Here is a 21,279-nt window from a genome sequence, read left to right as displayed (position 1 = left end):
GTCGGACGGTACGACTGGGCAAATTAAAAACTGCGGAGTGGGGGAGCGTGCTGGGAGGGACATCACAAGGCTCAGGGCATTTAACACCCCGGGTGGTCTAGCAGCGGGCAGTGACGGCACGTTGTATGTGGTGGATTCGCATAATTACAAAATTAAAAAATGGTCCTCCGGCTACCTAGTAAGCTTTGACAGCAGGGGAGGGACAAACATTAACGCTCAGCCCGTAGCCAAAGACGGTTATGCAACAGAACCGGCTGCGAGCAAGGCAAACAGCACGTTGGAAGGGTGGTATAGTGACAGCGCGCTGACGCAACCCTTTAACTTTGCAACAACAGCAATTACAGCGAACATAACGCTATATGCGAAGTGGGATACAAGAATTTGGGTAGACATCACCAAATCAGGAGAATTTAACAATCCTAGTGGCGTGGCGGTAGGCAGTGACGGCACGGTGTATGTGACGGACAGAACTAATCGCAAAATTAAAAAATTATCGAGCACCGGCAGCACCTCGGCCTGGGAGGACATTACCAATGTGCAGACGTTTTACGCCCCAAGCGGCATAGCCGTGGGCAGTGACGGCACGTTGTATGTCGCGGATGCTGGAATTGGTCAAATTAAGAAACTGCCCAGCGGAGGTATCGCCTGGGAGGACATTACCCTTTCAGGGGGATTCAACTTTCCGGGGGGTATAGCAGTAGATCGTTATGGCACGTTGTATGTGGCGGATACGTCGAATAACAAAATTAAAAAACTCCCGAGTGGGGGGAGTTCCTGGGAGGACATCACCAATTTTGGGAACTTTTATTACCCATCGGGTATAGCCGTAGACAATGATGGCACGTTGTATGTGGCGGATACGTATCATAGCCAAATAAAAAAACTGCCCGGCGGAGCAAGTGCCTGGGAGGATATTACCAAATCGGGAACCTTTTCCTATCCAACGGGTATCGCCGCAGGTAGTAACGGCACCGTATACGTGGTAGATTCTGAAGATAACCGCCAAGTTAAAAAGTTATCGAGTGGAGGCAGTGCCTGGAAGGACATCACTAATTCAGGAGGATTCTACTATCCTACTTCCATAGCAGCAGGCAGTGACGGTACGTTGTATGTGCCGGATACTAGTAATTTCATCAGAAAACAATCGCATGCGTACACAGTAAGCTTCGTTACCAACGATGCGTTGTGGACAACAGCCGATCAAATTGTGATCGATAATGACCATGCAACAGAACCAACTGTACGGACAAGAACTGGCTACACGTTCGAGGGGTGGTACAGCTCAAATCAATTTAGCGGAGCCCCCTTTAATTTTGCGACAACTGCCATTACTTCGGATTATGTGTTGTATGCGAAATGGGTCATGACAGCAGCGGCAGTAGTCATCGATGCGCCGGGGCTAGGCGCAACCCCGCAAGATGCAGCAGCGGTAGAGGCAGCAACAGCCAATGTCGATTACACCGTTACCCGTGTAACCTGGAATGAAGCTTTAACAGCGGGCGGCCAATTTAAGGGAGGCCAAAGCTATACGGCAACGGTTGAACTAACATCCAAGAATGCGAAGGCATTCCAGGCAGGGGCATTCACTCCGACGGTAGAGGACGCATCCGAGGTAGGAACGACAATAACAACGGGTTCAGGCGTGGGCAACACCGTGACCTTTACGGTAACTTTTCCAGCAACTGAATTACCAATAGGAACAGCAGCAATAGCTGGAGTAACACCGCCAGTCACGGGAGCAACGCCGGTATCTGCCCTGGCAGCAACAAGCGAATACACAGCAACGATCGCATGGTCGCCGTCTGACGCCGTATTCGCTCCGAGTACAAGCTACACAGCCAGAATCACAATCACACCTAATGAGGGGTACGCCTTAACAGGCACTGGTGAAAACTTCTTTACAGTAGCAGGAGCAACCTCTGTCACCACGGATGCCGAATTGGGCGTCGTAACCGCAGTTTTTCCGGCAACTGCACCATTAAACAATAACGCGCTGCTCTCTAGCTTAACCGTTGATCAAGGCGCACTGACATTTTCATCGTCGCGGCGTACGTATTCAGTGGATGTTCCGAACACGGTGACAAGTCTCACTGTGGCAGCAACCAAAGCGGAAGTGAGTCAAACGCTTGCAGTTACGGGTGCTGTGTACACGACGGCAACGGGCAATGTTTATCATTACCAGGCATCGAACCTGACGGTAGGAGCCAATACGATTCGTATCGTGGTAACCGCCGAGAATCAAACACAAAATACGTATAACTTGACGGTTAACCGTTTAAGTAACAACGCCGACCTGAGCGGACTGACATTGTCGGGCGCTACGCTAACTCCGGCGTTCGTCTCTGGAACGACAGCGTACACAGCTAATGTGGCAAATGGTGTTTCCAGCACGACCGTAACGCCAACCGTATTGGAGAGCCATGCAAGGGTAGCTGTGAACGGAACTGTGGTTACAAGTGGCGTGGCAAGTGGCGCCATTCCTTTGAATATTGGCAATAACACGATCACTCTGGTCGTGACAGCGCAGGATGGCACACCGAAAACGTACACGGTTACGATAACGCGCGCAGAGGGACTATCCAACAACGCCGATCTGAGCGGATTGACATTGTCGGGCGCTACGCTAACTCCGGCGTTCGTCTCTGGAACGACAGCGTACACAGCTAATGTGGCAAATGGTGTTTCCAGCACGACCGTAACGCCAACCGTATTGGAGAGCCATGCAAGGGTAGCTGTGAACGGAACTGCGGTTACAAGTGGCGTGGCAAGTGGCGCCATTCCTTTGAATGTTGGCAATATCACGATCACTCTGGTCGTGACAGCGCAGGATGGCACACCGAAAACGTACACGGTTACGATAACGCGTGCAGATGCACCATCCACTGGTGGCAGTGGCGGCGGGCCAACAGCACCAGCATCCCCAACGGATGGTAACCTGACGCTTCCAGCCGGCGGTACAGGCGAGGTTAGTTTGAATAAAGAGGTCACCGTCTCGATTCCGGCAGGCGCTACAGATCGAGAACTAAAAGTGACGATTACCAAAGTATTAGAAACGCAAGCGCTTCTCAACAACCAAAAGGCTCTGACTAGCTCGGTCTTTGAGATTTTGAAGAACTTCTCAGAGAACTTTATTAAACCCATCTCCCTGACGTTTGTTTTTGATAAGTCCAAATTGAGCGGCAACCAAACCGTATCCGTCTTCTATTTTGACGAAGCGAAAAAAGAATGGGTGAAGGTTCCCGGCGGCAAGATTAACGATGGCAAGATTACCGTAGAGGTCAATCACTTTACGAAATATGCGGTATTCGCTGAAGATAAACTTCCAACAGTGCCAACACCAGGAGCGCAACCAACCATTAACTTCAGCGACATCGCTGGACACTGGGCTGAGGCGAGCATCAAGCAAGCGGTAAGCCTCGGGATCGTCAGCGGCTATCCGAACGGTACGTTCAATCCGAACCGTACTGTAACGCGTGCGGAATTTGCGGTTATGCTGATGAATACGCTCAAGCCGCAAGGGGATGGAGCGGCGCTGGCATTCACGGATAAGGCGGAGATTGGCGCATGGGCGCAGAAAGCTGTCGCGCAAGCGGTACAAGCAGGCATCATTACAGGCTATGAAGACAGCACTTTCCGACCGAACGCCGAAATTTCACGTTCGGAGATGGCAGTGATGATCGCCAAAGCGCTGGGACAGTCCGTTGAAGCTGCAACGGCAACAGGCTTCGCGGACGACAAAGACATTCCGAGCTGGGCGAAAGGTGCAGTCGGAGCCATGAAAAAGCTGAGCATGATCGAAGGTAAAGGCGCGAATGCCTTTGCTCCGGGCGATAAAACAACAAGAGCCGAGTCAGTAACCGTGCTGCTGAAAATGTTGGCGCAAAAGGGCAAGTAAAGGAAAATCAAGCAAGGCTGCTTTGAAGTTAATTTCAAAGCAGCCTTGTTTTTGTGTTTGGTAATAGTAATAATCCATCTAAAAAACTTGCCGTTACAGACAGCGCGGAGAAAAACACCACAAATGACTATACAAAAGGGGAAAATATTAAGCGCCGTGGTGCAGAAAATTCGCCTTAAAGATGATACGCTGAACCTTATCACAAGTAGGGCGAAATTTTTGGATAATAGTTTTCAAACAGATCAAAAAGCCGATTCTTCCTTCTGGGGGGAATCGACTTTTTCGTTCGAGGCTTGTTCGAATCATGGTAAAAGAACGTCAAAAGGGGTAAAAGGAACTGTCCTTGCTGATACTATAAACATTCAAATTGAATTGAAACAGGGTGGGAAAATGGATAAGGAATTTAAATTAGCTAGCCAACTATTAACGCTGCTGGATACGGAACAAAGATGGTTCACCTTAGCTGAAGTTGAAAAAAGTTCTGGTATCTCAGATAAAACAATTCGTAAGATGGTTGAGGAAATCAGCAAGCAATTACCACCTAGTGTTACCATTGAAGTTTCTAGAGGAAAGGGAATATTTCTTCGACGTAATGGGCGAAGTGAGCCGATTAGTGAAGTGATTTCTTCTATGCTCAGACAAACCACCTTTTACAGGCTGATGAATTTATTGTTTATGAGTGTTGGTCGACTGTCCGTGGAGGAGCTTGCCGGGGCTATGTTTATGAGTACCTCGTCTTTGAAGAAACTGATTGTGCACTTAAATAATAATGATCTAAAAGCGTATAAATTAAGCATTTCTTATTCTACACCTATGATCAAAGGGAATGAAATGAATATTCGATATTTCTATTGGAAGCTATATTGTGATGCGTATGAGTTCACAGGATGGCCCTTTGAGAATGTCGATTTTGCATATACAAATCAGTTAATCACAAATATAGAGAAACAGAAAAACATTGTTTATTTTATCAATTCCAAAAGGAAATTATCCTTTTTGTTGGCCATTGTTGTAGAAAGAGTTACGAAAGGAAAATATGTAAAAATCGACGAGAATAGTTACCCTTGGGGAAAGGGTTTTTTTTATTTACCAGTGAAAACCCTTGCGCAGAGTCTTGAAGAAAAGCACTCCATTGAATTTCCCAAGAGTGAAATATTCTTTATGCAATCACTGGCTAGTCTCAGCCAATATCATTATTATGAAGGATCAGAAATAACGCCGATGAAAGAAATCGAATTATACAAAAATAAAGAAGAATATCAAATGGGTAATCTGCTTCTAACGCTATTGGCAAAGGTATACCCGAACTTGGATAAGGAAGAACGATTTGTATTGGAGATATACGAGTTCTTTGACAAGCTATTAATCGATAATGCCATCCCTGAATGGATGATGATTTCAAAAAGTAATTTAACTACATATGTTCAAAAAGAGTGCCAGCCGATTTATCAAGAATTGCAAACCTGCATGCAAACGTGGAATAAAGCTTACCCTGCCATCTTGTATAATGATTATCATTTAACCAAGTTAACCTTAATTGTTCGTTCAAGTTTGCGTTATAAAAGGAAGAGGGCCTTCTTAGTGATCGGGGAAGAATTTTCAATTCGTCATTACATAGCGGATTTGATAAAGAAGGAAATTGGGGATCAGTTGATCATTAATACTTCCATCATGAAAGGGCTAACCGACGAAATGATGCAGCAGCATAATATTGATCTTGTTATCAGTAATATCCCGGTTTCATTAAAGACAGTGCCAGTTGTTATGATCTCCACAATCCCATCTAAAAGGGATTTAGACAATATTCGTCAAGAATTGCTCTTATAATTTGACCAATTATTTTCCGTATCCTACGTAAGATTTTGGTCTAGTTTGCTAGGATAGAAAACCGTTATGCTCAAGGTAGTTCCGGAGCTGATTTTCTTAATGGAAGCGATTTCGGTAAGCCAGAGTTTAACATTAAAGGTTGGAGGAAAAATATGAGTAGACATTTAGGCGCAAAAAAAGGAGAAATAGCGGACCGTGTGCTGCTTCCAGGAGATCCTTTGCGTGCAAAATTTGTAGCAGAACATTTCTTAGATGAAGCCTATTGTTATAACGAAGTAAGAGGGATGTATGGATATACGGGATTATACAAAGGTGTGCCGGTGTCGGTTCAGGGGACAGGGATGGGAAATCCATCGATGAGTATCTATACAACGGAATTGATTGTTGATTATGAAGTTAAGAGATTGGTTCGCATCGGTACTTGCGGCGCGATGCAGGAAGAAATTAATATCCGCGATATCATATTAGCTCAAGCAGTGTCTTCAGATAGTAATTTTACGGAGAAGATTTTCCATGGATGTAATTATGCACCTACGGCAGATTTTTCATTGTTAATGAAAGCCTATCAACAAGCACAAGGTAAAGATTTAAATGTCTTTGTTGGCAACATCTATAATTCTGATGAATTCTACCGTGAGACCTTAGATCGACTACACAAGTTTATGGATTTCGGTGTATTAGCGGTAGAAATGGAAAGCACAGCCCTATATACTTTAGCCGCTAAGTATGATGTAAAAGCACTATCTATTTTGACAGTAGGCAGTCAATTGTTAACACAGGAACACTTAACTCATAAAGAGAGTGAACAATCCTTTTATGAAATGGTCGAAATAGCTCTTAACACAGTCATGGAGGGATAGAGATGCATTATTTAATTTCTGTTGCCGGTCTGATTATTGTTCTATTACTGGCATGGCTTGCGAGTAACAATAAGAACAAGATTAAATATCGTCCAATCATTGTAATGATTGCTATTCAGATTGCTTTTGGACTGCTTATACTAAAAACAAGTATAGGCGAATTCTTAATTAAAGGTTTTGCTGATAGTTTTGCGAAATTACTTCAATATGCCAATGAAGGTACTAACTTTGTATTTGGTGGGATTGCAAATGAAGGAGCCTACACATTTTTCCTTTATGTTTTGATGCCAATTGTTTTTATGTCAGCATTAATAGGGATTTTGCAACATTACAAAATACTGCCGTTCATTATCAAGTATATTGGTTTGGTACTAAGTAAAGTAAATGGCATGGGGAAATTGGAATCTTATAATGCGGTTGCAGCCGCAATTGTAGGACAAAATGAAGTATTTATTTCTGTGAAAAACCAACTTGGATCATTGCCAAAGCATCGCTTGTATACATTATGTGCGTCTGCAATGTCGACGGTATCCATGTCAATTGTTGGTTCATATATGACGATGCTAGAACCTAGGTATGTAGTGGCTGCATTAATCTTAAACCTATTTGGCGGCTTTATCGTTTCATCTATCATTAATCCATATGAAGTTAAGTCAGAAGAAGATATTATTGATGTTCAGGAAGAGGAAAAACAAACGTTTTTTGAAATGCTAGGCGAATATATCATGGATGGCTTTAAAGTAGCTATAGTAGTTGGGGTAATGTTAGTTGGTTTTGTTGGGATCATTGCTTTAATTAACGGGGTCTTCAGTGGCATATTCGGTATCTCGTTTCAAGGAGTTTTAGGGTATGTCTTTGCACCAATTGCCTTTCTTATCGGTGTGCCATGGCATGAAGCTGTTAGTGCGGGTAGTATCATGGCGACAAAGCTTGTTTCGAATGAATTTGTTGCTATGCTTGACTTTGTTAAAATCAAAGACGGTTTAAGTGGGCGTACGACAGCGATTGTCTCCGTTTTTCTAATCTCATTTGCTAACTTTGGGTCCATTGGTACAATCGTGGGTGCAGTGAAAGGGTTGAATGAAAAACAAGGGAATATTGTTGCTCGATTTGGATTAAAACTGTTATATGGCGCCACGCTTGTAAGCGTTTTATCTGCTATCATTATCGGAATTATATTTTAGTTGAACACACTTCTCTTTTGAAATACAGCCTCATTTAATTCGCCGCTGGAACAGGCTGTATAATTGTCGGAAATGAAGTGAGGATCGAGCTTTATATTGAGGCAATTAAAAGATAGATTAAGGATTCAGAAGGCCATCCTTTTAGCGGGATGGTCTTTATTCAACATGTTCATTTGAAGAAATATAAATAGGGTTGGGGGTAATTTATGGTAAGATACTAGGTGAGGAGTACCATTTCTATTTTGATTATTGGAGGCGCTTACTTATGGACCAACAATTGCAGCAAGAGGGATACTTTGGAGAGTTTGGCGGCAGCTTCGTCCCGCCGGAATTGCAGGAAGTGTTGAGTTATTTGAGTGAGCAATTTTACAAGTTTAGAGACGACCCGGAGTTTAAGGAAGAGCTTCGCTATTACCTGCGCGAATATGTCGGCCGCGAGAATCCGCTGACGTATGCGGAGCGGCTGACCAAATTATGGGGAGGACCGAAGATATACTTAAAGCGCGAGGATCTGAATCATACCGGAGCGCATAAGATCAACAATGCGATTGGTCAAATTCTGCTCGCTAAGCGGATGGGTGCCAAGCGGATCATCGCTGAGACCGGTGCCGGACAGCATGGTGTTGCTACGGCAACGGCCTGCGCTATGTTTAATATGGAATGCATCATCTACATGGGAGCTGAAGATACGCGCCGGCAAGCGCTTAATGTGTTCCGAATGGAGCTGCTCGGCGCAACGGTTGTACCGGTTCACAAAGGCCAAGGACGATTGAAGGACGCGGTAGATGAGGCGCTGGACGATCTGGTTCGCAATTATAAAAATACGTTTTATTTGCTCGGCTCCGCCGTTGGTCCGCATCCGTTTCCGACGATGGTTAAGCACTTTCAGGCCATTATTAGCGAAGAATCGAAGCTGCAGATTATGGAGAAAGAAGGCCGTCTGCCGGATGCGGTAGTGGCCTGCACAGGCGGTGGCAGCAATGCGATTGGTGCATTTGCTCACTACATCGACGAGCCGACTGTTCGCTTGATTGGCGTCGAGCCCGATCAAGCGCCGTCCTTAACTCAAGGCGTCCCGAGCATCATTCACGGCTTCAAGTGTTTAGTGCTGCTGGACGAGGAAGGCCAGCCGAAGAAGACCTATTCGATCGCCGCGGGACTTGACTATCCGGGCATTGGGCCGGAGCATAGTCACCTGAAGGTGACGGGCCGGGCTGAATATGCAACAGTCACTAATGAGGAAGTGCTGGAATCCTTCCAGGAACTATCTCGCGCGGAGGGAATTATCCCTGCCCTAGAGAGCGCGCATGCGGTTGCATACGCGAAGAAGCTGGCGCCGACGATGGGTCAGGATCAAATTATTATTGTTAATCTGTCTGGCCGCGGGGATAAGGATGTCGAACAAGTGTATCAAATGCTCAAATAGAACAACGGATACATCACCTATTACAATAAATTAAAAACAGACATGCAAGATGGGAAGGGCGTCCAATTGGGCGCTCTTTGGTTTCGCCCTATAGATGATATGCTGAACCTTATCTTAAGTAGCGGCAACGGTTTTTTGATTTACTACATAAGCGGTTAATCCCTGTTGAAAGACAGCACGTTCTGCATTTTGACAGTTTGACTTCAAATGAAACAGCAACCTTTTTTTGGTTTATTTTTCTGCCCAAATGACATCAATGAGGTCAATCTATTTACATGATTCTTTATGGATTTCCCATATTAAATCATGTAAATTTCACGATTACGGTTGGACGGAATCGTGAAAATCAAAGATGAAGCTTTCTGATCGACTGGTCGAACCGGATATTTATAACTACTTGAATTATGGCATTGAAGGCAGACATTATCGTTTCGTGGTTGACAGCCACATTGAGTTTATACCGGGTGCGGCCGAACTTCGCGAGTCAGAGGTGCGTCCGTTGACTTCGATCAGGCCATCAAAGAAATCAACGAAGCTTATATCAAAAGTAACAATATATAAACAAAATAATCATTTTAACCTTATTTGACTGCCCAAGCCTTATATATATGAGATTTCCCCCTGTAACTGAGCAAATGATTATTTACGTAACGCTCTATTAGATGTTATTGATATGTTACCGGGCTTATAAAAGTCTGGTAACGACTACATAGGGGGTTCACTTATGAGAGGAATGAAGAAGGCAGCCTTTTTGACAATTGCATTGCTTTTAGTTCTGCAAACGTTCACAATGCTGCCGTTTAGTATGCCGAAGGCGGTGGCGCAGTATAGTTCGGTCGCTGCTACTGGTTTGCCTACAGGTTGGCAGACGGTTAAGATGTCAGACGGCAGCGACGTGGGGGGCGTAAGCTCAGATTTTACAAATGGCACGTTTACGCTTTCGGCATCAGGTGGAAGTATTAATTCTTATACTGATGCCACTAATCCTGGAAGTGACAATATAGCCTACACATTTATGCCGGTCCCAGGAAACCAGGACTTCAGATTAACTGCAAGATTAAGCAACTTTACTCCTTTTGGAACTGGAACAAACTCTTGGGCTTTATTGATGCTCAAGGATGGACAAGATAATTCATCTGATTTTGTAGCAATTGGACATAAATCAGTTAAAAACAAAATTCGTGATTATAGAAGGATTACTGGTACTGGAGGTTCGGACACAAGTGCGTTTGATGGTGATTCAAAGTATAGCAATTATGTATATGTAAGAATGACAAGAACCGGGAAAGACGGCAGTTCCAAACTCGCATTTGAATATTCATTGGACGGATCAACTTGGACGTCACGTACGAATTACAGCAACAATGCTAATAGTCATTATAATTTAGCAAAATCAACTGTTAACGTTGGATTTGCTGTATCTTCCGCATCAGTCGTCGTTGATAATGTGGTGTTTGAAATCGGCGGAACAGGCGGAACAGGTACGGGAGCCAATAAAGTATTCGATTCGAACAATATCTCAGGTCCATCGGTTACTGCACCTACAGGTAAGCCGGTGATTGGCGCACCTGAAGTAACCAATAATAGCATGAAGTTAACATGGTCTACCGTGACTGATGCGACCTATTATAACGTCAAATGGGGAACAACGTCGGGAGTGTATACCGATTCCTTTAAGACGGCTAGCGCTACGAATACACATACAGTAAGCGGCTTAAACTTCAGCACACCATATTTCTTCACTGTCAGCGCAGCAAATACCGCTGGCGGAGGGCCTAATGCTACAGAAGTTTCTGCAACAACAGGCGCCGATCCAGCAGCAGTAGCCATCACTTCTGCTCCAGCCAATTTGAACGCAACACAGAAAGACGCTAGTGTCTCCCTATCATGGTCTACGGTAACCGGCGCTGTGAATTATACGGTAGAGGCACGCACGGCATCTGGTCCTTTAACTCCAGTTATCATTACAGCACCTGTAACATCCTATTCATGGGCAGGATTAATGAACGACACACCCTATTATTTTAAAGTAAAAGCTAACAACAGTGCAGGCTCCGGTCCATACGCGGACGAAGTTGCGGCAATGCCTGTTTCCGCATCCTTTGTTGCCAGCTTGCCGATCAACGAAGACTTTAACAATGTCGGTACTGGATCAATTCCAAGCGGTTATATCACATCGGTCAACTATGCTAACAATGGTGTGTCTGTTGCAGTTGATCCTACAAAAGCAAGCAATAAAGCTTTATATCTCAATCACGGCATCGGTGATTCTACCAAAGCTGTATCCGTTAAAAAACAGTTTACACCTCAAAAGAGCGGCATTTTAACTGCTGAGTCGGACTTTATGCAATACGAGAAAGAAGCTAGTTCAGCTAAAATACTCCGGTTACTGTCGCCTGAAGGCACTTATGTGCTCGGTATTGAAACCTCATCCAGTAAACAGATAGCTTATAAAGCCGATAATGCAACTGCTGCCTCACTCCCATCGACAGATAAATTCGCGGCTGGCACATGGCAGCATTATAAAATTGTCGCCGATCTGGATCACCAATTCGCCGAAGTATACTTGGATGGCGTATATCGCGGATTGACGACATTCACACTCCCAGCAAACGGAATTAGCGCGTTTGATTCCATTACTCCGGGAAGCACGGCGCAAGGCCACTATTTGGATAATATCCAAATATCGCAAAGTGTGGTCTCAACAGCTCCTGCCGCTCCGAAAGGATTGATTGCCGATGCACATAACGGCAGTGTGACTTTGACATGGAACCGTACAGTTGGGGTAGACAGTTACATCGTAAAAGCAGGAACTGCTTCCGGCAATTACACCTTGACTCCAGTTCCAATTAATGGAAATGCCAATAATTCATACACTTGGAACGGCCTAACCAATGATACGGATTACTTCTTTACTGTTATCGCAGTCAATAACTTTGGCAACAGTACTAATTCGACAGAAGCGCATGCGACGCCAGAACCTGAAACCCCTGGCAAACCAGTTATCACTTCCGTCGTTCCTGGAAATGGTGAGATTACAATTAAGTGGTCGGCAGTGTCTGCGGTCGGTTCTAACCCAGTCACCTACACCATTAAAAAGAGTACAACTCCTGGCGGACCAAATTCGAAAATTGATGACATTTCTGCAACACAAATAACGATTAGCGGTCTAACGAACGGTACGAAATATTATTTCGTAGTTAGTGCAGTGAGCGGATTGGAAGGTCCTGCATCAAACGAAGTATCTTCTACCCCGTTCGATCCGAATCGTGCGTTGCAAGCGCCGAAGAACTTGCGTATTCCGCTAATGGCGTACAACGAAAACAGTATTACGCTAGTGTGGGAAAAACCCGATGATTATGGCAACATCTTCGATTACAATGTGTACATGGATGGCATGTTGATTGGTTCGGCAAATAATAACACGGACTCGAATTCACCAGCCAAGAAATATATCAACGAATTTTACAAAGAAGATACGCAAAACAAACATGTGAAAATAACGATGCATAATTTTGTCGCGAAAGGCCTTACGCCAAATTCGCCACACACGTTCTATGTAACTGCGGTGGATGGAGCCGGAAACGAATCGCCTGTAAGCAATACCGTTACACAGTCCACTGCGCCAGTTCAAACAGTATACAATATAACAGCGTATGGAGCGGTTGGCGACGGCACAACCATCAACACAGCGGCCATACAGGCGGCAATTGACGCTTGTACTCCGGGCGGGAAAGTTGTTGTTCCAAGCGGAACGTTCAAAACCGGACCAATCAAACTGAAAAGCGATATGACACTCGAACTGGCAAATGCAGACTCGATATTGCTAGGTTCGGAAAATCCAGATGATTACCGCTTGGAATCCAACTATAAATTCATCTCGCTCATTACTTCAGATGGTGCAAATAACATCCGAATTGTCGGTAAAGGTAAAATTGACGGAAACGGCTGGAGCTGGGCTGGACTCCAATGGAACGGTTATTTTAACGAATTCCCTTCTCAGGTCAAAGGCAGCAATTCCAATTACAGCATGGGTATTTTGGCCAAAGCGCAAGTTGACCTGCTTAGAGGTCAAGGTGTGGATCTGTCGGCTGCATACGGTGCCAGATCTAACCTCATAACATTAAGGCGTGGTAACAACGTTTATGTCGGCGGTATTACCGTGTTGAATCCATCGGATCACACACTTGTGTTCAGTAATATGAAAAACGTAACGGTAGATGGCGTAAAAATCCTGACTTTTGAAGACAACAACGCAGACGGTATCGAATGGGTAAACAGCGATGGGCTCACGGTATTCAACACCGTATTCGATACTGGTGATGACAGCATGAACTTCTCGGCAGGACAAGGTTCAGTAGGACAACAAGGTGCTCCAGCTCAAAATGCATGGATTTTCAACAATTATTTTAGAGAAGGCCACGGAGCTATCGTGCTTGGAAGTCATACTGCGGCATGGCTGCAGCATATCGTCGCCGAAGATAATGTGATGCACAACACCGATATCGGCCTTCGCGCCAAAACAAGCCCTCCAACCGGCGGCGGTGCGAGAGACATTTTGTTCAGAGATAATGCAATGAAAGGCGTAAACGTACAGGGCTTCGTATTCACATCGGATTACTCCGACGTCAATGGCCTTGGCTTCAATCCTGCTGCGACACCAGCGCAATTCAAAGACATCCGTATCAAAAACATCACTGTTCAAGGAATAGGCACAGGCAAAAACCCCGGAAACGAAGCTATTTATGTATCAGGGGCGGACAACGGGGCGCATCATGAGGATTTTCATTTCGACAACGTGCGTATGTGGGGTCTTGTGGCGGGCAATTTCGCCAGTATCAGTTATATGCGAAACAGCTCGATCAACGATGTGACGTTTAACGGATTAAGCGCCCCGTGGAAAATCGCGAACTCGTCAGGACTGACGTTCACCAACGCGACGACAATGGACGCGGTTTCGGAGGACGCTTCGCAGGCGCCATACTGGCCAAGCGGCAGTGCGCTTGCGGCGTTAAATGTCGGCGATACGTCCGTGCAACTGAGCTGGTCAGCGGCAAGAGACAACACAAGAGTCGTAGGCTACAAGGTCTATGATGGCAGTAAACTGATTTCCGATCCGAAAGCGCTAGTGACTATGCTGACCTTTACGGTTACGGGTCTTGCTCCAGGATCGAGCCACTCATTCCGGATAGAAGCGCTGGATGCGATAGGCAATGCTACAAGCGGGCCGACCTTGAGCGTAAAGACGACGGGCGGCAGCAACGGTAACGACAACGACAATGGGAACAACGACAACGGTAATAACGGTAGCGATAACAACAGCAATAACAACGGCAACAACGGCAACGGTAATAACGGTAGCAATAACAACGGCAATAACAACAACGGCAACAACGGTAACAACGGTAACGGTAATAAAGACAACGGTAACTACGGCAACGGCAAAAAGTTCACCGATATTCCGAAAGTCCTTCTCGTGGGCTGAAGAAGCGATATCGGTACTGGCCGCAAACGGCATCATCAGCGGAACTTCCAACACGACGTTCGAGCCAGGCAAAAACATCACAAGAGTGGACTTCATCATCCTTATCGTCAAAGTGCTTGGACTGAAAGCTGATGTCACTTCCAACTTTAGCGATGTGAGCAACAAAGACTATTACTACGAAGCAGTCGGCATCGCTAAGCAACTTGGCATCACAACGGGCGTAGGCGGAAATAACTTCGATCCGAAAGGAACAATTTCGCGGCAAGATATGATGGTGTTGTGCGCCAGAGCGCTAGAGCTGGTTGACAAGCTGAACGCGACGGGAAGCACAGAAGATTTGGCGAAGTTCAGCGACCACGCCAAAGTCGCCGACTATGCAACAGTAAGTGTAGCAGCATTAGGAAACGCAGGCATCATTACGGGCAACGGCAACGGCATCGACCCTCTCGGCAAAACAACTAGAGCCGAAGCAGCCGTCATCATTTTCAGAATCTTCAACTTGCTGCAGTAAAATCTGAATCCAAGTAAGCGATTCGCGCCGGTCTGTAAAATACAGTCCGGCGCTATTTCATTTCGGTCCAGCGAGGTGAGTATCTTGAGGAAAAAATATTGCTCTCCAACATGACACCAAAAGGCTGTTTGATAATCAGAAGATCGCTATTTATTCAGATGCTTGGAATGGTCAGTTAAACCAAGCTGAAGCGAATAGAATTAAGTCGGGCAATTCCTATACATTTGACAAAACGGGTGTATTTTACTTTCTTCTCACCAGAGGGTATATAAGAGAGGAGATTGTACCAACATTTACTGTGACGGTTGTGAAGTAGGAGTAGTTTTCCTTGGAGGGATCATAAGTGAGAATCGCTACTTTAATCACAGGCTTGATTACGTCGGCTTCAAAAACGACTGCTCGCAACAATTACAGCTAACGCGATGAAGACAATGTTCACGCCGATTTCTCGATATTCCTTACGTTTAACATGGAAAATGGCACCACAAAGGACGATTATGGCAAGTCCAGTTGCGGCAATTGGCGTTAACACAGGTGCAATATTCGTCGCGTGAGGCAGTATGATTCCAAGTGCACCTAATAATTCAACTAACCCGATAAAGACCACAAACGCTTTAGGAACGTCTTTTACCCACCCCCAAGACTCCTTGGCTTTTTCATACCGAAACGCCTTCAACCAGCCAGAGTAAACAAAACCTAGTGCTACAACACCTTGAACGATCCATAATGCGATATTCATTAATTATGCCATCCTCCTGATTACTTATTCGTTACCCGTTAAAGGTATAATAGACCCTATGAGTCAACTCAAGGAAGTAGGCACTTTAACTAAACATAGTAAATAAAAAGTTACCTTAACAAAGCAAAGGGGAGTGGGGCAATGAAATCGTATTGTAAGTTTGAATCGGCGCTGGATATTCTAGTTGGGAAATGGAAAGCTATCATTCTGCTTCAACTTATTTCAAACGGCACAATGAGATTCAGCGAGCTTCAAAAATCAATACCGGATATAAACAAAAGGATGCTTACCCAACAATTAAGAGAACTTGAGTATAACGATATCGTTCATCGCGAGGTGTACAACCAAATCCCTCCGAAAGTAGAATATTCGATTTCGGAATACGGTAAAGGTTTAAGCACTGTGCTACAGGTATTAAACGATTGGGGAGTTTCTCATATTGAGCATATGAATGAGCTGTACGGAGTTGATCATTCAGGGAATTAATCTGGACGAAAACTATAGCAAGCGAGGCTGTCTACTTGAGGATAATGAACGAAGAGGGCATCTGTTAAGGTGCCGAAAAACTTGCCGTTATGGACAGCTCGGGAAACCTTATCACAACCTAACAGCAGAGACTGGGAAAGGAGAGAGCAAGGGCAGACCCATACATTTTTCAATAAGCTAGCCGATAAACGCCGAATAGAGCAGCCCACCAATTCCATGTTTTTTAAACTTTGTATTAAGAGTCGGCTTTCCATTTGGAGCTGCGTACATTATGACGGGTTCTGTCAATCAATCGGCGATCGAGTCCGGATTGTCAACGGAAGGAAAGAAGATGCTGGCGGCAGCGGATTTGGCCGATGTCATCATGGCTCCCGCAGGAGATATGTTCGAGCAAGGAGTAAAGGTACAGGTTCTTAAGCGGGGAACGTTATTTAGTTCCAGAGGCTTCAAATTGCAGGAATTGTACCGAGCTTACCGCTCGCTTGAAGACATACCGCGTGAAGAAATCCTGAAGTTGGAAAAGGAAGTATTCCAAGAGAAGTTGGAGGATATTTGGCAGGATACACAGCAGTTTTTCCAAAATCGTGACCCTGGACAAATTGCCAAGGCCTTGGAGGATCCCAAGCATAAGATGGCACTTATTTTTCGCTGGTATCTTGGTAAGGCCAGTCGTTGGGCGATCGAGGGAACAGAGCATCGCAGACTCGATTATCAGATTTGGTGCGGTCCAACTATGGGTGCATTCAACGCCTGGGTCAAAGGGACCTTCTTGGAGCTGCCCGACAGGCGAACGGTCGTGCAAATTGCACTCAATTTACTTGAAGGTGCGGCCGTTATTACAAGAGCGCAGCAAGTAAGAAGTCACGGACTCAATGTCCCACAGGAAGCATTTGCATTTATTCCACGACCGCTGGGTTAGCCACCCGATTTTTAGCTCGTAACATTATTACTAAAAAGAAGGACAACCATCAAACCTGGTTGTCTTTTCTTGTGTCTAAAAATTCGCCTTATAAGTGTTACGCTGAACGGTATCCTATAATGAAGCGAATTTTATTGAGGGGAAACAATGGGGTTTATCTTATTCGAAACATGAACGTTTATATTGAATCATTTTTGGTATAATATTTGGTAGATAAAGAAGATTAAATTTCTGTTTTTAGAAAATAGCTAGATAAAAGGAGAGATGGAAAATGTCGTATATCGTTGATTTTAAAAATGTATCTACGGTTGGTTTAGAGTCTTCACCTGTAGTAGAAGCGCTTGCTGGTTTGCGTGCTAATGAAGCCCGTTACTTTATGAACAAATACGAGCATGAATTTACGGTTGTATCAGCTAGCGAAAGTCAGGAGAACCTGGAGTATGTGAACCGCATTTTGAAAGAACGTGATATTGCGTTTGCGGCCAAACCTTTAGAAACGTCGCGTTTTCAAGTGGAAAATATCCAATTTACCTATGTCTTTTATGAGGACGGGCTTGCGCTCAATGTCATGTATACGGTTGATGACCCTAAGAAGCGGGCCGTTGGTTTTAAGCTTTCTGAGGGGATGGAGGTACCAAAGGAGTTAGAAGGAAAGTTTAAATTTGCTAGGCAGAAGTCTAAACTAGCCGGAACAATTCGGGGCTCGTTCTTTGTAATTAAAGGACAATATTAAAGTAAGCAAAAGCGCAAGTGGAGGAATCTAGCCATTGCGGTCTGAGTCATCTACGCTGGGATCAGGCCTAAATGGATGCGAGGCTATTCGGGTACAGGATGGTGGACTCGGACCATCTTTAGGCTGACAATGTTAACGCGTTTCGCTGGTGCATTCTTGACTGGAGAGCTATTTGGCAATAGTTCAAAATAGCAGGGCTCCTTGAGTCATATGTTACTGGCTCCTCTTGAGTGTGAAAGATATAAGCCTCTATTCCGTTTGGCGGAATAGAGGCTTTATTTGTTTGCTTGATCCGCAAGCTAAGCTTCGAATTCGTTTTCAGTTCTTCATGCAGTTCTTAAAATAAGTTCACACCGAACGAAACAGCAACACGAGCTGAGGCTGTGACGATGTCAGTCCTCGTTAATAAACCCACTCTACGCTTGGATCATAAAACCGCGCTGTATTTAATGGTGCAATTGATTAAAAACAGCTGCAATACGCTTATTGCTTCTGTTTTTATTTCTTTTTATGAATGAACAATTTGATCTTTTTAGCATTGGCAGTTGATGTGAAAATTAGGAGAATCTGATAAAATTGAAATTACTTAAGAATATTGTAGATTGATAGGGGTAAAGGCGAATCAATGAATTACGATAAAGTTCAGCTCATGCAAATCAATAAAGTAGTGGATTATATTGAAGAACATATACATGATCCTCTTCCACTTGAACAGTTAGCAAAAGTGTCTACGTATTCTCCTTTTCATTTTCAACGATTGTTTAAATGGATTATTGGTGAAACGCCAGCTGGCTATGTGAAACGACTTCGTATGGAGAATGCGGCACATTTATTAATTTATGAACCACGGTTACCGATCACTCAAATTGCATTAATAAGTGGTTATTCATCATTGTCCTCCTTTACTTATTCGTTTCATGCCTATTTTAAAACGAGTCCAACAAGCTGGAGAGAAGGAGCTTATTTACAACAATTTCCTCGAGAATATCATAATCGCAAGAATTCTAAAATAGTAAGCACAAATAAGAAAGTAGAAAATGAACATAGCACTTATAATGAATTCAAATGGCTAGACTTATCAAAAGTACAAGTTGTTCAGTTTCCAAAGTGCACAACAGTAAACAGGTATAATATTGGTTCTTACATGAATGGAGTTCCAGATGTGTGGGAAGAACTCTATCGATGGTCAAATGCGAGAGGGCTAGTTGAACAGGATACATTGATGTTCGGTGTTCCGAGGAGCAATCCGTACATCACACTACCAGAAAAAAGTCGTTATGATTGTCGCATCGCCGTTCCGAATCGTGGGGAGATAAGACTTGACGACGAAGTGACCTATTCATTTAGTGGTGGGAAATATGTGTTATATGCTTTTGATGAGCCTGTAGCGTATAGTGAAAGAAATAGGTTGATTGAATGTTACTCAGAGTTGTACAGCTATTGGTTACCGATTAGTGGGTACAAATATTTGGGGAATCCGATAGAACTTGTAAACATTGAACAAGTGAGTGGGACACTCAATCTTACTTGCAGAATCAGTGCCATAGCTTTAGCCATTGAACCTAAATAAAACGGGAGGGTAATGTATGTCAATTGATTTAAGTGCACTAAATTATCTTGCTATTCTTGCTGGTGGAATCTTGTATATGATTTATGGAGCGATCTATTATTCGATATTAGTAGGAAAGGAAAATCAAAGCAAAGGTGCATTAAAATATGTGATCTCAGTGATCGTTGCATTTATTAGTTCCATTTTTATTGCTATACTCGTGCAAGCGACTAACGCTAATGGTTTGTTAGAAGGTGCTGCTGTTGGCGGCATCATCGGCATTCTTATTTCAATTGTTTATTTGAAAAACACATTATTTGGACTCGTAAATAAGAGGAATTTTTTGATTGCGGTCGGTGACCATTTGATCATTTTTATCTTACTAGGAGCACTTCACGGTCTTTTGATCTAATCGTATCGCTTTTATTGATTGAATCGAGTTGAAACAAGGATCTCCCATAAGTAGGGGGATCCATTTTTTATTACTCATTTTTATACGTTATGCTGAACCGTACCACAAATGACGGTATAGCAGTAATTTGCAGGTGCTTTCCATCGTCACACTGGTTCGGCACCGGATTCCTATAGAGTGAAGCCAAATACGATCGTTCAGCAATTCACTCCATCCGAGGCCGCCCAGGTCGAGATCCACCCCGTAAATTCAGCGCCCCCGGTAGACCGATTGCGGGCGGTCAGATCGCCTCCGTGAGCTTGCGCGATACGTTTGGCTATCGTCAGGCCAAGGCCGGTTCCTCCTGTCTCGGAATTTCGGGAAGCGTCCGCTCTGTAAAAAGGCTCGAAAATGTGGGGAAGATCTTTCTCGGGAATGCCCGTCCCTGTATCGGCAATGCTGAATACGATTCGATCTGGCTCACGATGCCACTTGATCTCGATTGTGCCTCCCAAAGTGGTGTGTCTAAGCGCATTGTCAATCAGATTGCCAATCGCGCGCTCCAGCAAATGTCTGTCGGCTTCGAGAGAGCAAGTGGCTTCGGGGCTATTTTCCTCAATAGAGATCTCTCTTGAAAGGGCGAGGGTTCGGTAGCTGTCCGCTATTCTGTGGATGAATGGGCCGAATTCAAAGGGTTCTTTATGAGTCGATTGCCTCAGAAGATCACTTTTCACATAGGAGAACAAATCGGAGACAAGCCGTTCTAGATGCTCGGCTTTCTGGCTGCATATAGACAAGTACCTGGCAGCTTTCTCTGGACTGCTCGCAAGTCCTCGCTCCAGCCTCATTAAGTACCCGCGCAGCGCAAATAAAGGCGTACGCAGATCGTGAGCGATCGCGCCGATATAGAACTGGCGTTCTTGCTCCAGCTCGGACTGGCGGATCACCAATTCCTTTAGCTCGTCCCCAAGCGCCTGCAGTGCTTCTCGGACTTCGGCGACTTCCCGTACGGATGTCCTCGGCAACTCAAAATCCAGATCGCCCCCCGCCATTTTGCGAGCCGCCGCGCTCATCGCTTCCAAAGGCTTGACCACGTATCGGCCCATCTGTCGCCATATAAACAAGACAACCCCAACGGGGAGGAGAATGGAGAAAATCGAGGATAGAAGTGGGCCGCTATTCAATAATTTGGGGATTGGCTCCAGCATGCGTGGCAGAAAAAGGAGGAGCAGCATTCCAATCAGCATAAAAAATCGAATGTGCAACACTCCTCT

General features: G+C 44.6%; 15 protein-coding genes. 13 read left to right on the top strand and 2 right to left on the bottom strand.

The features are described 5' to 3' along the window. From FU659_RS18525 to FU659_RS35620, 8 genes are all read left to right on the top strand, one after another. Positions 1 to 3,895 (top strand): cadherin-like beta sandwich domain-containing protein (locus tag FU659_RS18525; RefSeq protein ID WP_222708575.1); only part of this gene is annotated, 3,895 nt, incomplete at its 5' end. Positions 3,896 to 4,018: 123 nt separating this feature from the next. Beyond that, positions 4,019 to 5,722, top strand: coding sequence for an AcpB/EbpR/MafR family transcriptional regulator (locus FU659_RS18520; protein WP_261807902.1), 1,704 nt, complete (start codon positions 4,019 to 4,021; stop codon positions 5,720 to 5,722). A 152-nt stretch (positions 5,723 to 5,874) separates the two neighbouring features. Continuing rightward, positions 5,875 to 6,582, top strand: a complete 708-nt coding sequence (gene deoD, locus FU659_RS18515; protein ID WP_147948931.1) for a purine-nucleoside phosphorylase — start codon at positions 5,875 to 5,877, stop codon at positions 6,580 to 6,582. A 2-nt stretch (positions 6,583 to 6,584) separates the two neighbouring features. Continuing rightward, on the top strand, positions 6,585 to 7,766 hold the full coding sequence (locus FU659_RS18510) for a NupC/NupG family nucleoside CNT transporter (protein WP_147948930.1): 1,182 nt from the start codon (positions 6,585 to 6,587) through the stop codon (positions 7,764 to 7,766). 265 nt (positions 7,767 to 8,031) lie between these two features. Then, entirely contained in the window at positions 8,032 to 9,192 is a 1,161-nt protein-coding gene (gene trpB / locus FU659_RS18505) for a tryptophan synthase subunit beta (protein WP_147948929.1), read from the top strand. 352 nt (positions 9,193 to 9,544) lie between these two features. Beyond that, complete coding sequence (locus tag FU659_RS18500) at positions 9,545 to 9,781, top strand: hypothetical protein (protein WP_147948928.1); 237 nt, start codon at positions 9,545 to 9,547, stop codon at positions 9,779 to 9,781. Positions 9,782 to 9,916: 135 nt separating this feature from the next. Further along, complete coding sequence (locus tag FU659_RS37330) at positions 9,917 to 14,677, top strand: fibronectin type III domain-containing protein (RefSeq protein WP_261807901.1); 4,761 nt, start codon at positions 9,917 to 9,919, stop codon at positions 14,675 to 14,677. Then, entirely contained in the window at positions 14,568 to 15,188 is a 621-nt protein-coding gene (locus tag FU659_RS35620; protein ID WP_261807903.1) for an S-layer homology domain-containing protein, read from the top strand. Before FU659_RS37330 ends, FU659_RS35620 begins: the two co-directional genes overlap by 110 nt. Before the next feature lie 385 nt (positions 15,189 to 15,573). On the opposite strand, the gene FU659_RS18465 is transcribed toward FU659_RS35620, so the two are convergent. Continuing rightward, positions 15,574 to 15,927: a DoxX family protein gene (locus FU659_RS18465; protein WP_147948927.1), complete on the bottom strand. Its 354-nt coding sequence runs from the start codon at positions 15,925 to 15,927 to the stop codon at positions 15,574 to 15,576. Between the two features lie 141 nt (positions 15,928 to 16,068). On the opposite strand from FU659_RS18465, the gene FU659_RS18460 reads away from it, so the two are divergent. The 5 genes from FU659_RS18460 (at position 16,069) to FU659_RS18440 (ending at position 20,026) form a co-directional block, all read left to right on the top strand. Next, positions 16,069 to 16,413 (top strand): winged helix-turn-helix transcriptional regulator, encoded by a 345-nt coding sequence (locus tag FU659_RS18460; RefSeq protein ID WP_147948926.1) that lies wholly within the window; start codon positions 16,069 to 16,071, stop codon positions 16,411 to 16,413. 271 nt (positions 16,414 to 16,684) lie between these two features. Further along, positions 16,685 to 17,332 (top strand): beta/alpha barrel domain-containing protein, encoded by a 648-nt coding sequence (locus tag FU659_RS18455; protein WP_187274238.1) that lies wholly within the window; start codon positions 16,685 to 16,687, stop codon positions 17,330 to 17,332. Between the two features lie 271 nt (positions 17,333 to 17,603). Then, complete coding sequence (locus tag FU659_RS18450) at positions 17,604 to 18,065, top strand: phage tail protein (protein ID WP_147948925.1); 462 nt, start codon at positions 17,604 to 17,606, stop codon at positions 18,063 to 18,065. A 625-nt stretch (positions 18,066 to 18,690) separates the two neighbouring features. Further along, positions 18,691 to 19,635 (top strand): AraC family transcriptional regulator, encoded by a 945-nt coding sequence (locus tag FU659_RS18445; protein WP_147948924.1) that lies wholly within the window; start codon positions 18,691 to 18,693, stop codon positions 19,633 to 19,635. A 16-nt stretch (positions 19,636 to 19,651) separates the two neighbouring features. Continuing rightward, positions 19,652 to 20,026 (top strand): DUF1761 domain-containing protein, encoded by a 375-nt coding sequence (locus FU659_RS18440; protein ID WP_147948923.1) that lies wholly within the window; start codon positions 19,652 to 19,654, stop codon positions 20,024 to 20,026. Positions 20,027 to 20,223: 197 nt separating this feature from the next. Here FU659_RS18440 and FU659_RS18435 read toward each other — a convergent pair whose 3' ends face one another. Beyond that, entirely contained in the window at positions 20,224 to 21,270 is a 1,047-nt protein-coding gene (locus FU659_RS18435; protein WP_222708574.1) for a sensor histidine kinase, read from the bottom strand. Positions 21,271 to 21,279 lie beyond the last annotated feature (9 nt).

The sequence above is a fragment of the Paenibacillus sp. N3.4 genome (genome assembly GCF_008017805.1).
GTDB lineage: Bacteria > Bacillota > Bacilli > Paenibacillales > NBRC-103111 > Paenibacillus_E.
The sequence above is the reverse complement of the archived record's forward strand: the minus strand, read 5'-3'. Positions and strand labels throughout refer to the sequence as shown.